Below are 16,234 nucleotides of genomic sequence, written 5' to 3'. Positions count from 1 at the left end.
GCTCCTTAACCCTTGGCCAGCGCCGTGACGGCGATTTCCACATCGATGCCCCTGCGCATCAGGCCCGACTGCACGCAGGCGCGCGTGGGCGCGTGGCCGGCCGGCACCCAGGCTTCCCACGCGGCGTTCAGCTCGGCGAAGTGCTTGGCGTCGGTCAACCAGATGTTGGCGGAAATCAGTCGCGTTTTGTCGACACCCGCTTCAGCCAGCAGGGCGTCGATGCGCTCGAGAATGTTGTTGGTCTGCTCGGTGACCGACTTGAAATCGACGTCGGGTACTTGCCCTGCCAGATGCACGATGCCGTTGGCGATCACGATCTGGCTCATGCGGGCGTTGGTGTGGAGGCGTTGGATGTCGGTCATGTCGATTTGGATGTGGATTCAAAAAAGCGAAAGGAACGTCGATGGTAGCGCTCCCGCGTTTTACTTGCGCAGCGCCCGCCCTGCCAGCACCTCCGGCACCGCCTTGCCATCTGCCACGGCCACCGCGCCGTTGACGAGCACCCAGCGCACGCCCACAGGCGGCAACGCCGGTTGTTCATAGCTCGCACGGTCGGCGTACGTGGCGGGGTCGAAGACGACCAGGTCGGCAAACTTACCCGTCTGCACGGTGCCGCGATCTTTGATGCCGAAGATTTCGGCCGTGCGGGCGCTGGCCTGGCGGACGGCAAACGGCAGCGTCATCACGTGCTTGCGCGTGACGTATTCGCCAATGCGGCGCGCGAAGGTGCCGGCTTCGCGCGGGTGTCCGGCAATACCGTCGGAGCCGCCCACGACAAAGTCCTGCTGCATGAACGCTTCCAGGTCGGCATCGCTCATGTTGAACGACACGATGTTCGTGCCGCCGTGCTGGATCACGCTGATGGCCGCATCGACGGGGCTCACGCCGAGCTTCTTGCCCAGCGCCTCGAGCGACTGCCCGTTGTATTCGGGGTTGGCGGAGATCAGCACCTGCGCCGCCGGCCCGTTGCGCTGTTGCATGGCCTTTTCCATGTCGGTGGCAATGCGCGCCCGCGTGGCGGGGTCTTCCAGCCGCTTGAGCAGCGCGTCGTTGCCGCCGTCGCGTGCCCAGCCCGGCACCAGCGCCGGAATGATGTGCGTGCTCGACGCAGTGTACGGATACTGGCTTGCCGATACATTCATGCCGTTGCCCTGCGCCTGCCGTATCAGGCTGATGATCTCGGCGCTCTTGCCCCACGAATCCACACCGAGCGCCTTGATGTGCGAGATGTGGATCGGGATGCCCGACTGCTGGCCGATGTCGAGCGCCTCCTTCACGGCGTTGACGAGGCCGGTGCGAAAGTTGCCCTCGTCGCGCAGGTGCGTGTCGTAGATGCCGCCACGCGCGGCCACGGTCTTGGCCAGCGCGACCACCTCGTCGGTCTTGGCGAACACGCCTGGCGTATAGACGAGGCCCGTCGACATGCCGAAGGCGCCGTCGCGCATGCCGTCTTCCATCACGCCCTGCATGGCTTTGAGTTCTGCAGCGGTGGGTACACGGGCCACGTCGCCCATCACGCGGTGGCGCACGGCGTTGTGGCCCACCAGCATGGCCACGTTGGTGCCGATGCGATTGGCTTCCAGCGCCTTGAGCGTCGGCCCGATGCGGTCGAGATCCGGCCCGTCGCCTTCGAGCACGATGCCGTCGTTGCCGATCACCACCGTCGTCACCCCCTGCAGCAGGTAGGGCAGGTTCTGATGCCGATCTTTGGCGATGAGGTTGTGATAGGCGTGCGTATGCGGATCGATAAAGCCCGGCGCGACCACCAGCCCGCGCGCGTCGAGCACCGTCTTCGCCTGCACGCCCCCGGCGGAGGGCTGCACCAGCACGATGCGGTCATGGCGGATACCCACGTCGGCCACGAATGGCGCGCCGCCGCGGCCGTCGACCACGGTGCCGTTGCGGATCAGGATGTCGACCGGTTCAGGCGCCGGCGCGGCTCGGGCTGGACCCGCAAGCACCAGGCTCAGGGTGAGGGCGGACAGCAGGCACTGCGGCAGACGGTGTGGGCGCATATCGGCTTCCTGTGAGTTTGCAGCGAGTGTAAGGAGCCTTGTGGCACACATCACATGCAAATGGTTCGGACTCGTATGCGCGGCGGACATGCTGACCCTTGCCAGCGGACGCGCCCACATTAAGGCGCCGATACAACACTCAGAGATTTCAACATCTGAATTAAGAACGATTAATTGCTCGCAAACCCTTGTCGGCATTGGGTCTGCACAGACATTAGCAACAATGTGCGGCGGTCCCCACTCCAGAGGGGGCCACCTGCGTTGCCCCGATGACACAATCGCCGAAATTCAGTAATCCATGCCGCGCTACAGCGCGCCGCATGGCGGACCCGGACAAGGAGTTTCATGCAAGGAAGGTGGATTGCGATATCGGCGGCGCGTGCGCGGGCGCACCGGCTTTATGGCGTTCGCGGCTGGCTGGTGACACTGCTATGGCTGAACACGCTGCCGGTGCTGATGGTGGTGCTGGCGATGGCCATGGTGCTGATGTCGGGCGAGACGGGCGGCGGCGCGGCACGATCGCTGCCGGCGCTTGCAGGTCTGGTGTTTCCGTTGGGGCTGGTGGTTGTGGCGTTTTTGCGCGTACGTTGGTTTCCGTGGGTCTGGCTGGGATATTGCCTGCTGCAACTCTTCGCCACGCTGGGCATGAGCGGCGGGATCAGGGCGTGGGCCGTGCAGGCGTCGGGTGCGGCGTCGGCGGGATTGCCGCTCGCGCTGTTGCTGGCAGCGGAGGTGCTGGTGCCGATCGGGACGCTCGCGTATCTCGCCCGCTCGCGCCGCGTGCGGGTGACATATCGGCACGAGGTGCGGGCGAGCGATCCGGCCGCTGCACCGGCCGTGTTCGACCGGCTGAAACCGAACGAAACGCCCTCCGACGCCACTGACCACGCGCGCGAACGCGCCGCGCTGCGCCGCGTGACGCAGGAGCTGAGTTCCGGCGTGCTCGACACGCAAACCTGGATGCACGTGATGCGTCATCACGCCGACGCCACCGACGGCACACGCACCACCGCCTATGTGCGGGCGCGCATGGCGGTGCTGTGTCCGCCGGCGCATGTGCATCCGCCGCTCGTGCGCACACTCGCATCGGGTGTGGGTGCGCTGGTGGTCAGTCTGGTTGCAGCGGGCGCGCTGATGGCCGCGGTGATTGCGCTTGCGCTGAGCCTGCCCGGCGATGCGACCGCGCTGCTTGAAGCGTGCGTTGCTGTGGCGCTCACCTTGAGCTGGCTGGCGGGGCTGTTTGTGGGCGCGCGGTTCCTGCGCGCCATTGCCTGAGGCTTACCGCTGGGCTGTCGGTATTGGCGCGGCGATAGCGTGGTTCCAGTCGCCGCCCACTGCCTTGACGAGGAACACGCTCGTCGTCATCTGCTGGCCAAGAATCTGCACCGCCGCACGCTGGCTGTTCAACAGCGACTGCTGCGCGGTGATCACGTCCAAGGACGTTGCTAAGCCGCCCTCATAGCGCGCGCCGGCAATGTCATAGACTTTGCGGGCGCTTTCCACGGCATGGCGCGCCTGGCTTGCGGCACGCTCGAGCGATTGCAGCCCCGCAAGACCGTCCTCCACTTCCTGCAGCGCGCCCAGCACCGTCTGGCGGTAGTTCGCGATCGCGCCCTGGTAAGCCGCGTTGGCAAAGTCCACGCGCGCCCGTGTGCGGCCGGCGTCAAACACCGTCTGAGCGATCTGCGTGCCGAACGACCACAGCAGCGTCGGCGCAGAAAACAGCAGCGCCAGATCGCGGCTTTCCCAACCGGCGCCGCCGTTGAGCATCACGCTCGGGAAGAACGCGGCGCGCGCCACACCCACTTGCGCGTTGGCGGCAGCAGCGCCCCGTTCAGCGGCCGCTACATCGGGCCGGCGCTCGATCACGTCGGAAGGCAGCGCCACCGGAATCTGCGGCGCGGTGCCCTGAAGCGGAATCGGGTCGATATGGAACGCAGGCGCCGGTGTGCCGACCAGCGTGGCGAGCGCGTGTTCGTACTGCGCGCGTTGCTTGGTCAGCAGTTCGGCCTGCGTGGCGGTGCTGTCCACCAGCGCCTGTTGCTGCGCCAGATCGAGCCCCGATGCCACGCCGTCCTGATGCCGCGAGGTGACGAAATCGAGCGCCTTGCGCTGCAGCGCCAGACCTTCCTGCACCACGGCGATTTCCGCGTCAGTCTCGCGCAGGTTGTACCAGGTGGTGGCCACCTGCGCGGCGAGCAGCAGGCGGAAATTCTCGACATTGGCGCCGGCCTGCGCTTCGCTCGCTGCGGCGTTGGCGACGGTGTTGCGCACGCGGCCGAACAGGTCGGCTTCGTAACTGACGTCGGCGCGCAGGACGAAATCGCTCTGCACGGTGGACATGGTCGGGCTGGTGTACGACGAGAGCGGCCGTTCCGAAGAGGTGCGCGTCCGCGTGTCGTTGTTGGTGGCGGTGATGGTCGGCAGCAGGCTGGCACGCGCCACGCGCGTCTGTGCCTGTGCCTGTTCCAGGTTCGACAGCGCGACCTTGAGCGATTGGTTTTCCTGAAGCGCCTGCGTGATCAGCCTGTCGAGCTGCGGATCGTTGAAGCGCTGCCACCACGGGCCCTTGGGTGCGGCATCGGCCGGTTGCGCAGCGCGCCACGGAGCCTCGGTCTGCCACTGTGCCGGCACGTCCATGGCGGGGCGCTCGTAGGTCGGCGCGAGCGAGCAGCCGGCCAGCGAGACGATCAGCGAGGCCGCCAGCGCGGTGATACGCAGTCGCGGTCGGTCCATCATGATGCGCGCGGTGCCGATGCCGCCGGTGCCGAAGCCGGCGCGGGCGCGACGATGGTCACCGCTTCGCCTTGCTCGATGGAATCGGCCGGGTTGAGGATCAACGCGTCTGTCGCCTTCAGACCGGAGACGACTTCCACCGTGCGCCCGTAGTCGCGTCCGATGGTGACGGGGCGCAGGTCCACGCGGCCGTTTTCTGCGATGGCGATGCGCGGGCCTTCCTTGCGGAAGAGCAGCGTGTTCGTCGGCACGAGGAAAGTACCGCGCGCGTTGGCGCCGGCATCGTCGCCGGACGATTTGCCCTTGATGGCGACTTGCACGTACGCCCCGGGCAGCAGGCGCCCGTCCTTGTTGGGCAACTGCACCTCCACCTGCATGGTGCGCGTGGTGGCGTCGATCGCGCCCGAGGCGCGCGCGATGGTGCCGTGGAAGGTCTGGCCGGGCAGCTCGGACAGCGTGACAGCCACGTCCTGCCCGACCTTCACCTGCTGCGAATACGCCTGCGGCACATACAGATAGATGCGCAGCGGATCGGTCTGCGCCAGCGTGAACAGTTCGCGGTTGGCGCCCGCGTTGCCGGCATTGACCAGCGTGCCCACATCGACATTGCGCTTGGTCACCACGCCGGCAAACGGGGCCACCACGCGGCGGAAGCCTTGCAGCTCCTGCAGGCGGCGTACGTTGGCGTCGGCGGCGGCCAGGTCGGCCTGGGCCTGATTGGCGGCGCTGGTGCGCTCGTCCAGTTCCTGCTGCGAGACGGCGTCTTTCTGGCGCAGATTCTGCCAGCGCGCGAGCGACGTTTGCGCCAGCGCCTTGCGCGCGGCGGCCTGGTTGCGCGTGGCTTGCGCCTGGTTCAGTTCCTGGTCGACTTCTGGGGTGTCGAGCAGCGCCAGCACTTCGCCTTTATCCACGTGGGCACCGATGTCCTTGAACCAGCGCAGCACGTAGCCGCTGGTGCGGGCATAGATGGGTGATTCAACGTAGCCCTGCAGCGTGCCCGGCAGCGTCAGTTCGCGGTTGGCGTTGGCCGGTTTGGGTGCGATGGTGCTGACGTAGCGGCTGGTCTGCGCACTCACCTGGCGCTCCAGCGCGTGCGCGTTGTAGTAGCGGCCCACCAGCGTGCGCGCGGCGCCCAGCGCCAACAGCACCACCACCACAATCACGACCCAGCGTGCGCGCCGCATGGCGGGGCCGCGGTCCACCTGTTCGATCGGGTCGACCGTGACGACGTGGTGCGGCGGGCCGTCCGCGAGGTGCCCCGAATGCGGTCCAGAATGCGCCCCGGAATGGGCACTGGATGTTTGCTCAGACATGTCCTTCGCTTCCCCGCAAATCTTGACTACGCCGTGTGGCGCGCCGCTGCAATCTGTTGTGCACGCTGGCAAACACCACCGGAACAAAGAAAAGGGTCGAGACGGTCGCGAACAGCAGACCGCCGATCACCGCGCGCCCAAGCGGCGCGTTCTGTTCTGCACCCTCGCCGAGGCCCAGCGCCATCGGCACCATGCCGATGATCATTGCCAGCGCCGTCATCAGCACCGGACGCAGGCGGGTAGCGCCGGCTTCCAGCGCCGCCTGCACCGGCGCAATGCCTTCGGCCAATCGCTCGCGCGCGAACGAGATCAACAGAATCGAGTTGGCGGTCGCCACGCCCATCGTCATGATCGCCCCCGTGAGCGACGGCACCGACAGCGTCGTTCCCGTCAGGAACAGCATCCACGCAATGCCGGCCAGAGCGGCGGGCAGGGCGGTCACGATGATGAGCGGGTCGATCCACGACTGGAAGTTCACCACGATCAGCAGGTACACCAGCACGATCGCCATGACCAGCCCGACGCCCAGGCCGAGGAACGACGATTCCATCGTGTTCACCTGACCGCGCACCGTGACCTGCGCGCCGCGTGGCAGCTTCGGGCGGATGTCGTCGACGGCCTTCTGCACTTCCTTGGCGACGGCGCCGAGGTCACGGCCCTGCACGGCGGCATAGACGTCCACCACCGGCGTGATGTCGTAGTGGGACACCACTTGCGGCTGCACCGCGGGGCTCACCTGCACGAGGTTGCCCAGCAACTGCGGCCCGCCTGCCTGTGCGGCGCCACCGCGCGAGCTTGCCACCGGCGTGCGCAGCAGTGCGTCGAGTGAATCGACGCGGTACTGCGGGCTTGTGACGGCCACCTGGTACACCACACCGTTGATCGGGTTGAGCCAGAACGTGGGCGAGGTCTGGAAGCTGGAGCTGAGCGACACGAGCAGGTTCTGCGCCACGTCGCGGCCTTCCAGGCCGACCTGCTGGATGCGCGTGCGGTCCATGTTCAGGGCGAGCGTGGGCTGGTCGAAACGCTGGTGCACATGCGTATCCACCGCCCCAGGAATCTGCTTGATGCGGTTGGCGAGAATGCCTGCAAGCTGCTGGTTGGTGGCTACATCTGCGCCGGAGAACTGCACGTCGATGGCCGACGGCAGGCCGAAGTTCAGGATCTGGCTGACGATGTCAGCAGGCTGGAAGGCGAATTCCACACCCGGAAAGCGTTTGGGCAATGCTTCGCGCAGGCGGCGGATGTATTCCGCGCTCGGTTTGCGCTCGCCCTCGTGCAGGGCGATCAGGATTTCCCCATCCAGCGTGCCGATCGTGCCCGCGTTGCTGTACGACAGGTTGATCCCCGAGTTCGGCACGCCCAGGTTGTCGAGGATGGTCGACAGCTCCTGCTTGGGAATGATCTCGCGGATGGCCGTTTCCACTTCGTCGGCCAGCCGTGCGGTTTCTTCAATCCGCAGGCCCGACGGCGCGCGCATGTGCAGGCGGATCTGGCCGGCATCGACATCGGGGAAGAAGTCGCGCCCGAGAACGAGGTACAGGGCACACGACGCCACGCAAAAGCCCAGGAACGACAGTGCGAACACGCGGCGGTATTCCAGCAGCCCGCCGAGGATGGCGGCGTAGTTGCCGCGCATGTGTTCGAACTGCGTGTTGAATGCCCGGTAGATGCGGCCGAACGTGCTCGGTTTTGCGTCGGCATGCCGGGCGTCTTGCGTGTGGCCGGTCATGAGCATCATCACCAGCGTCGGCACCAACGTGCGCGAAAGCACGTATGAAGCCAGCATCGCAAAGATCACCGCTTCGGCCATCGGCACGAACAGGTAGCGCGCCACGCCCGTGAGGAAGAACATCGGGACGAAGACGATGCAGATACAGAGGGTCGACACGAAGGCCGGCACGGCGATCTCGGCTGCGCCGTCGAGGATCGCGGTGATCGGTTCCTTGCCTTCGTGCAGATGGCGCTCGATGTTCTCGATGGTGACGGTGGCGTCGTCCACGAGAATCCCGACCGCCAGCGCCAGGCCGCCCAGCGTCATCAGGTTGATGGTCTCGCCAATCAGGTGCAGCACGATGATCGACGAGAGGATCGACAGCGGAATCGACACCGCAATGATGGCCGTGCTGCGCCAGTTGCCCAGGAACAGCAGGATCATCGCGGCCGTCAGGCATGCGGCGATCAGCGCCTCGCGGATCACGCCTTCAATGGCGGCCTTCACGAACAGCGACTGGTCGAACAGCGGCGTGATCTTGAGGTCTTGCGGCAACGCGGCAGCGGCGGTCGGCAGGAGCTTGTAGATGTTGCTGACGATTTCGAGCGTCGACGCGCCGCCGTTCTTCAGGATGGAGAGCAGCACGCCGCGCTGCCCGTCCTGGCGCACCACGTTCGTCTGCGGCGAGAAGCCGTCGCGCACATTGGCCACGTCGCCCAGATAGAGCGTGGCGCCGTTGCTGGTCTTGACCGGAATCGCGTTGAGCGCGGCAATGCTGCCCGGCGTGCCGTTGAGCGTGACGCCGTATTCGGTGGCGTCGATCTTTTGCGTGCCGGCCGGCAGGATCAGGTTCTGCGCGCCCACCGCGTTGACGATGTCCACCGGCGTCAGGCCCTGGGCCAGCAGCTTCTGCGTGTCGAGATCGACCGTGATCTGCCGGCTCTTGCCGCCATACGGGAACGGCACCGCGATGCCGGGCACCGTGATCAGGCGCGGGCGCAGGAAGTTCAGTGCCGCGTCATTGAGTTCCTGCTCCGACAGCGTGTTGCTCGACAGGCCCAGTTGCAGGATCGGAATGCTCGACGCCGAATACTTGATCACCAGCGGCGGCGTGGTGCCCGGCGGCAACTGCCGCACCTGCGCCTGCGTGCTCGCCACGATCTGCGCGAGGGCGGTCTGGATGTTGGCGTTGGGCTGGAAGAAGACCTTGATGATCGACACGCCGCCCAACGATTGCGACTCGATGTGCTCAATGTCGTTGACGGTGGTCGTCAGGCTGCGCTCCGTGACCGACACGATGCGGTCGGCCATCTCTTTGGCGGGCAGGCCGTTGTAGTTCCAGATGATGCTGGCGACCGGAATGTCGATTTCCGGAAAGATGTCCGTCGGCGTACGCATGAGCGTAAACGGCGTCGCCAGCAGGATCAGCAAGGCGAGGACGATGAACGTCAGTGGCCTTCGCAGCGCAAGTTGGACAATCCACATGGAGGCGTTTCAGAACCGCGAGGCGTTGACGGGGGCGAAGACCGCTCGAACGGCGGCGACCAGCCATTCTATCGCCGAGGGGTGTCGATCAGAATGTTTCTATGATCAGACTTTATTACATTGCATAACGGCGGCAGCCGTGGCAACTGAAGGGCCCCGCTCAGCGCAGATTGCGCCCACATTGCAGCAGCAGATCGTGCAGCAATGCGGCGTGCGCGACGTCGATTCCCTGCAACATTTCCTGCTCCAGACGGCTGACGGCCTCGTCGCACAGCGCCAGCAGTGCGAGCGCTTCGTCGGTCAGGCCCAGCATGACGATGCGGCCGTGCGTTGGATCGGGCGTGCGGGTCACCCAGCCGCGCGCTTCCATCGCCTTTACCACTTCATTGGCCGATTGCGGCGACATGAACGAGCGCTCCGCCAGTTGTGCGTTCGACAGGCTGCCCCGCGCGTGCAGCACCGACAGCGCCGTGAATTGCGGCACCGTCAGCCCGTGCGGGGCGAGCGCCTCGCCCAGGCGGCGCTTGACGATGCGATCGGTGCGGCCGATCAGGTAGGGCAATCGGGCAGACGTTGCCGGGGCGCCGTCTTGCGCGGGCTGAGGTGTGTTGCGTTTGGTTCGTGTGGCCGCCATGGATGTGAGTGGGTGTGCACCTATGCGATGCGCACATTCTGCTACGTGTCGTTCGGATCAGGGTTTACGGCAATGATAATCTCCTTGTTATATCAGGCTACATGATATTAAATGGGTCTCAAGCTGAGACACGCCACACACGAGATGGCGGACGTTTCAAGCAAGCCGACAGATCAAGGAGATGGAAATGGCTGACTACCAAGGGCGCTGGAAAACCGTGGACGTGAGGGTGGACCAGGGCATTGCATGGGTGACGTTCAACCGCCCCGAGAAGCGCAACGCCATGAGCCCGACGCTCAACTCGGAAATGATCCAGGTGCTCGAAGCGTTGGAGCTGGATGCCGATGCCAAGGTGCTGGTGCTGACCGGCGCAGGCGATGCGTGGACGGCCGGCATGGATTTGAAGGAGTACTTCCGCGAAGTCGACGCTGGCCCGGAAATCCTGCAGGAGAAAATCCGCCGCGACGCCTGCCAGTGGCAATGGAAGCTCTTGCGCATGTATGCCAAGCCAACCATCGCGATGGTCAACGGCTGGTGCTTCGGCGGCGGGTTCTCGCCGCTGGTGGCATGCGATCTGGCGATTGCCGCAGACGAGGCCACCTTCGGCCTGTCGGAAATCAACTGGGGCATCCCGCCGGGCAACCTCGTCAGCAAGGCGATGGCCGATACCGTGGGCCACCGCCAGGCCCTCTACTACATCATGACCGGCGAGACCTTCACCGGTCAGCAGGCTGCCGCAATGGGCCTCGTCAACGAGAGCGTGCCGCGTGCCCACCTGCGTGCGCGCACCGTGGCACTGGCCGAGAAGCTGCTGGAGAAGAACCCCGTGGTGCTGCGCGCCGCCAAGCATGGCTTCAAACGCAGCCGCGAGCTGACGTGGGAGCAGAACGAGGACTACCTGTACGCCAAGCTCGACCAGGCCACGCTGCGTGATCCGGAGGGCGGCCGTGAGCAGGGCCTCAAACAGTTCCTGGACGACAAGTCGATCAAGCCGGGCCTGCAAGCCTACAAGCGCGCCTGATCTGGCCCGCTCACGCCAACGCCCCCGGAGACGAACCCATGCCTGAGGTGACTCAGCTTGTGACCCTGCTGATCGGCGGTCAAAGCCGGCCAGCTGCCAACGGTGCCACCTTCGAGCGCCGCAACCCCGTCAACGACGCGGTCGCATCGCGCGCGGCGGCGGCCACGTTGGAAGATGCAGACGCCGCCGTGCAGGCCGCCGCCGATGCGTTCCCCGCGTGGGCGGCGCTGCCGCCGGGCGAGCGCCGCAAGCGCCTGCTCAAGGCAGCCGACCTGATGGACCAGCACACCGACGCCTTCATCCGCGCCGGCGCGGCCGAAACCGGCGCCAGTCCCAACTGGATCGGCTTCAACGTCATGCTGGCGGCCAACATGTTGCGCGAAGCCGCCTCCATGACCACGCAGATCGACGGCAGCGTCATTCCCTCCGACGTGCCGGGCAACTTTGCGATGGCCGTGCGCCAGCCCTGCGGTGTGGTGCTCGGCATTGCACCGTGGAATGCGCCGGTGATCCTGGGCACGCGCGCGCTGGCAATGCCGCTGGCATGCGGCAACACGGTCGTGCTCAAGGCGTCGGAACTGTGTCCGGGCGTGCATCGGCTGATCGGCACCGTGCTGCAGGAGGCTGGCCTGGGCGATGGCGTGGTCAACGTGGTGACCAATGCGCCGGCCGACGCCGCCCAGGTGGTGGAGCGCCTGATCGCGCATCCGGCCGTGCGCCGCGTGAACTTCACGGGCTCCACGCACGTGGGGCGCATCATTGCGCAGCACGCGGCGCGGCACCTGAAGCCTGCGCTGCTGGAGCTGGGCGGCAAGGCGCCGGTGCTCGTGCTGGACGATGCGGATCTGGATGCCGCGGTCGATGCGATTGCGTTTGGCGCGTTCTTCAACCAGGGGCAGATCTGCATGTCGACCGAACGCGTCATCGTCGATCGCAAGATTGCCGATGCCCTCGTCGACAAGCTGGCCGCCAAGGCACGCACGCTTCGCGCAGGTGACCCGACTGACGCTACAGCGCAGTTGGGCGCGATGGTCAGCGTAGATGCGGCCCGGCGCGTGCAGGCGCTGGTGGAAGACGCCCGTGCGCACGGCGCCGCGCTGCCCGTCGGATTGCACATGGATGGCGCCATCGTGCAGCCCGCCATCGTGGACGGCGTAACGCCCGCCATGCGGTTGTACAACGAGGAATCGTTCGGCCCCGTGGTGACGGTGGCGCGTGTGGATGGCGATGAAGAGGCGATCCGCCTGGCCAACGACAGCGAATACGGCTTGTCGGCCGCCGTGTTCAGCCGCGATGTGTCGCGCGCCATGCGGGTTGCGCAGCGTATCGAATCGGGCATCTGCCACATCAACGGCCCCACCGTGCACGACGAGGGGCAGATGCCGTTTGGCGGCGTGAAGAGCAGCGGCTACGGCCGGTTTGGCGGCAAGGCGTCGATTGCGGAATTTACCGAGCTGCGCTGGATCACCTTGCAGAATACGCCGCGCCACTATCCGATTTAACCGATCTGAAGTTCGGCAGCCGCCCACCACAACCATAAAACGGGCGGCGCATTCAGGAGACAAGACGTGAATCACGTCGAAATGCAGGCTCAGGGCCCGCAGGTTCAAACCCGGCATCACACGCCGCCCCCGGCAGGTGTGCCCGATCACCCCTACAGGCAGGTTGCCGTGAGCGATGCGCCTGCGCGTTGCGAGATGGACGCGCGCGACCGCGGTGTCTGGCACGTGCGCAATACCGAAGCGCTGGCCGAGCATCCGGCGCGCATGACGGACTGCCTGGTCGCGGGCGCGCAGCGCCACCCGGATCGCGTGCTGGCTGCACGTCGCGGGCCGGACGGCGCATGGGTCAAGCTGACCTATCGCGAGATGCTGGAGCGCGCACGCGCCATCGGCCAAGCGCTGCTGGATCGGGGCGTCTCCACCGAGCGCCCGCTGGCGATTCTTTCCGGCAACGATCTTGAACACTTGCAGCTGGCACTCGGCGCCATGTGGGCGGGTGTGCCATACGCGCCTGTGTCGCCGCCGTATGCGTTGGTGTCGACCGATTTCGGCAAGCTGCGCCACGTGTTTGACGTGCTGACGCCCGGGCTTGTCTATGCCGCAGATGGCGCGGCCTTCGCCAACGCCATCGACGCGGTGGTGCCCGACGGCGTGGAGGTCATCACGCGCGACGGCGTATTGCCGGGGCGCAGCGCTACAGCCTTCGACACGTTGCTGCAGACGCCCGTGGCGACGGCAGACGCCGCACAGGCCGCCACCGGCCCCGATACGTTGGTCAAGGTGCTGTTCACCTCCGGCTCGACACGCGCTCCCAAGGCCGTGCCGACCACGCACCGCATGCTGTGCAGCAACCAGCAGATGCTGCGCCAGACCATTCCCGAATTCGCCAAGGAGCCGCCGGTGCTGGTGGACTGGCTGCCCTGGAACCACACATTCGGCGGCAGCCACAACGTGGGCATCGTGCTCTACAACGGCGGCACGCTGTACATCGATGACGGCCGGCCTGTGCCCGGCAAATTCAACGAGACCCTGCGCAACCTGCACGAGATCGCGCCCACCGCGTATTTCAACGTGCCGAAGGGGTGGGAAGAACTCGCGCTGGCGCTGGAACGGGACCCGGCCCTGCGCGAGACCTTCTTCTCCCGCGTGAAGCTCTACTTCTTTGGCGGTGCAGGACTGTCGCAAGAGGCCTGGGACCGGCTGGAGCGCGTGACCGGCCAGCACTGCGGCGAGCGCATCCGCATCATGGCCGGCCTGGGCATGACAGAAACGTCGCCGTGCTGCTTGTTTACCACCGCGCCGATCATGCGCTCGGGCTATGTCGGTACACCGGCGCCGGGGTGCGAACTCAAGCTCGTGCCCGTGGGCGACAAGCTGGAGGCGCGCTTTCGCGGGCCGCATGTCATGCGTGGCTACTGGCGCCTGGGCGAAGAGCCTGCCGCGCCGGTCTTCGACGAAGACGGCTATTACTGCAGCGGTGACGCGCTGCGTTTCTACGATCCGGAGCACCCGGAAAAAGGCCTCGTCTTCGATGGCCGCATTGCAGAGGACTTCAAGCTCAGCTCCGGCACCTTCGTAAGCGTCGGGCCACTGCGTGCCCGCGTGATCGCGGCCGGCGCACCGTACGTGCAGGACGTGGTCATTGCCGGCATGAACCGTGACGACATCGGCTTGCTGGTGTTTCCGCAAATGGAGCGATGCCGCAGCCTGTCGGGCCTGCCGACCAGCGCGAGCGTGGCCCAAGTGTTGGCGGCCCCCGCCGTGCGCGCTGCATTTGCTGCCCTGCTGCACGAACTGAACGCCACGGCCACCGGCAGCGCCACGCGCGTGGCACGGCTGCTGTTGCTCGACGCACCGCCGTCGCTGGACCGCGGCGAGATCACCGACAAGGGCACGCTCAACCAGCGCGCCGTGCTGGCCCACCGTGCCGAGCACGTCGACACGCTGTATCGCGATGGCGATCCCGCGGTGATTCGCGCGGGCTGATTCCAACGCAGCACGACACCCAACCGGCAAAGACCGGTTCATCCACCCAGGAGGAGACTCATGAAGACCGTCATGTCACGGGGCATGGCGCTGGCCGCGCTCGCCCTCGCGCTGAGCTGCGCCGGCTGCAACGACGACAGCACAGGCGACGCATCAACGTCGCAAGCATCGCAGCTGCCACAGCTTTCGCCCGCCACCGGTTTGAACCTTGCCGCTGCGTGCGAGAGCTTTGCCGGCAAACTGAGTTTTGCCAACACCAGCATTACCGCCATCTCGACCGTGGCGGCAGGCACGTTGAGCGTGGGCGGCAACGCCGTGCCCGAGCACTGCCTGGTCACCGGCACCATGAACACGCGCGTGAGCCCCGTGGATGGCAAGACCTACGCCATCGGTTTTGAGATGCGCCTGCCCAAGGCCTGGAATGGGCGCTTCTATTACCAGGCCAACGGCGGGCTGGATGGCTCCGTGGCCACCGCGTTGGGCGCATTGGGCGGTGGTCCCATCAGCAGCGCGCTGGGCTCGGGGTTTGCCGTCATCAGTTCGGATGCGGGGCATAACGGCAGCCAGGTGCCGCTGTTCGGGCGCGACCCGCAGGCGCGCCTCGACTACGGCTACAACGCCGTTGCCACGCTCACGCCGATGGCCAAGTCGATGATCGCGCAGGTGTACGGCAAGGCGCCGGACCGCAGCTACTTTGGCGGGTGCTCCAACGGCGGGCGCCATGCGATGGTGGCCGCCGCGCGTTCGGCCAATGCGTATGACGGCATCGTGGCCGGCGACCCGGGCTTCCATCTGCCCAAGGCGGCCATCAACGAGGTGTACAGCGCGCAGCAACTGGCGACGGTGGCCACGGCCAACACCAGCGCCGGCTTTCCGGACATCACCACGTCTCTGAGCGCCACGGAGCGCGCCATGGTCGCCAGCCGCGTGCTCGCCAAGTGCGATGCGTTGGATGGCACGACCGACGGCATGATCAACAACCTCAAGGCGTGCCAGACCGCCTTCAGCCTCGCCAACGATGTGCCGACCTGCACCGGCGCCCGTGATGGCACCTGCCTGACCGCCGCGCAGAAAACCGTGATGGCGAACCTGTTTGCCGGCGCGCGCAACAGTGCGGGGCAGGCGTTGTACTCGGGCTTTTCGTTTGACGCCGGCATCAGCGGCAGCAACTGGGCGGCGTGGAAGCAAGGCAACTCGATCCAGCTGGATCCTGCAGCGCTGGCGTTCGTGTTTACGACCACGCCGCAGCCGGCGTCGGCCATCACGTCACTCACCGCGTATGGCCTGGCGTTCAACATGGACACCGACGCCCCGAAAATCTTCGCCACCGACGCCACGTACACCGAATCGGCGTGGTCGTTCATGACGCCGCCGGATGAGACCAACCTCGGCACGCTCAAGGGGCGCGGCGCCAAGCTGATGGTCTATCACGGCACGAGCGACCCGGTGTTCTCGTCCGACGACACGACCGACTGGTACCAGCGCCTGTCCGCAGCCAACGGCGGCGATGCCAGCAACTTCGCGCGCTTCTATCCGGTGCCCGGCATGAATCACTGCGCGGGCGGGCCGACCGCCGACCAGTTCGACATGCTCACGCCGCTGGTGGCCTGGGTGGAGCGCGGCGTGGCGCCCGACAGCGTGGTCGCCACCGCACGCGGCCCCGCCAACGCCGTGCCGAATGCCGAAGTGCCCAGCGACTGGAATGCCGCCGGCCACGACCGCACGCGTCCGCTGTGCGCCTACCCGAAGAACGCGCGCTACACGGGCACCGGCAACATCAACGACGCCTCGAGCTTCAGTTGCCAATGACGGCCGCCCAACATCCGGA

The 16,234-nt window shown here is 66.3% G+C and carries 11 protein-coding genes; 5 read left to right on the top strand and 6 right to left on the bottom strand.

Annotated features, from left to right (window positions below; genetic code table 11):
- Positions 1–5 precede the first annotated feature (5 nt).
- Positions 6–362 carry a RidA family protein gene (locus RP6297_RS18085; RefSeq protein WP_009240131.1) on the bottom strand — a complete coding sequence of 119 codons (357 nt, stop codon included), beginning with the start codon at positions 360–362 and terminating at the stop codon, positions 6–8.
- Positions 363–422: 60 nt separating this feature from the next.
- Positions 423–2,015 (bottom strand): N-acyl-D-amino-acid deacylase family protein, encoded by a 1,593-nt coding sequence (locus RP6297_RS18080; protein WP_009240130.1) that lies wholly within the window; start codon positions 2,013–2,015, stop codon positions 423–425.
- A 345-nt stretch (positions 2,016–2,360) separates the two neighbouring features.
- On the opposite strand from RP6297_RS18080, the gene RP6297_RS18075 reads away from it, so the two are divergent.
- Positions 2,361–3,290 (top strand): hypothetical protein, encoded by a 930-nt coding sequence (locus tag RP6297_RS18075; RefSeq protein WP_009240129.1) that lies wholly within the window; start codon positions 2,361–2,363, stop codon positions 3,288–3,290.
- A gap of 3 nt (positions 3,291–3,293) precedes the next feature.
- On the opposite strand, the gene RP6297_RS18070 is transcribed toward RP6297_RS18075, so the two are convergent.
- From RP6297_RS18070 to RP6297_RS18055, 4 genes are all read right to left on the bottom strand, one after another.
- Entirely contained in the window at positions 3,294–4,751 is a 1,458-nt protein-coding gene (locus tag RP6297_RS18070) for an efflux transporter outer membrane subunit (protein WP_171924773.1), read from the bottom strand.
- The gene (locus RP6297_RS18065) at positions 4,751–6,064 is read right to left on the bottom strand and encodes an efflux RND transporter periplasmic adaptor subunit (protein WP_009240127.1); all 1,314 of its coding nucleotides are present in this window, start codon (positions 6,062–6,064) and stop codon (positions 4,751–4,753) included. Before RP6297_RS18065 ends, RP6297_RS18070 begins: the two co-directional genes overlap by 1 nt.
- Complete coding sequence (locus tag RP6297_RS18060; RefSeq protein ID WP_037028626.1) at positions 6,057–9,263, bottom strand: efflux RND transporter permease subunit; 3,207 nt, start codon at positions 9,261–9,263, stop codon at positions 6,057–6,059. Before RP6297_RS18060 ends, RP6297_RS18065 begins: the two co-directional genes overlap by 8 nt.
- A 160-nt stretch (positions 9,264–9,423) precedes the next feature.
- A complete protein-coding gene (locus RP6297_RS18055) occupies positions 9,424–9,897 on the bottom strand; it encodes a MarR family winged helix-turn-helix transcriptional regulator (protein ID WP_009240125.1) in 474 nt (157 codons plus the stop codon).
- 187 nt (positions 9,898–10,084) lie between these two features.
- Between RP6297_RS18055 and RP6297_RS18050 the strand changes: the two genes are divergently transcribed.
- From RP6297_RS18050 to RP6297_RS18035, 4 genes are all read left to right on the top strand, one after another.
- Positions 10,085–10,918, top strand: a complete 834-nt coding sequence (locus RP6297_RS18050) for a p-hydroxycinnamoyl CoA hydratase/lyase (RefSeq protein ID WP_009240124.1) — start codon at positions 10,085–10,087, stop codon at positions 10,916–10,918.
- Between the two features lie 38 nt (positions 10,919–10,956).
- Complete coding sequence (locus RP6297_RS18045) at positions 10,957–12,420, top strand: aldehyde dehydrogenase (protein ID WP_009240123.1); 1,464 nt, start codon at positions 10,957–10,959, stop codon at positions 12,418–12,420.
- Positions 12,421–12,501: 81 nt separating this feature from the next.
- Positions 12,502–14,406 carry a feruloyl-CoA synthase gene (locus RP6297_RS18040; RefSeq protein ID WP_009277058.1) on the top strand — a complete coding sequence of 635 codons (1,905 nt, stop codon included), beginning with the start codon at positions 12,502–12,504 and terminating at the stop codon, positions 14,404–14,406.
- 60 nt (positions 14,407–14,466) lie between these two features.
- On the top strand, positions 14,467–16,215 hold the full coding sequence (locus RP6297_RS18035) for a tannase/feruloyl esterase family alpha/beta hydrolase (RefSeq protein ID WP_009240121.1): 1,749 nt from the start codon (positions 14,467–14,469) through the stop codon (positions 16,213–16,215).
- Positions 16,216–16,234 lie beyond the last annotated feature (19 nt).

It is taken from the genome of Ralstonia pickettii (assembly GCF_016466415.2).
In the GTDB taxonomy this organism is placed as follows: domain Bacteria; phylum Pseudomonadota; class Gammaproteobacteria; order Burkholderiales; family Burkholderiaceae; genus Ralstonia; species Ralstonia pickettii.
The sequence above is the reverse complement of the archived record's forward strand: the minus strand, read 5'-3'. Positions and strand labels throughout refer to the sequence as shown.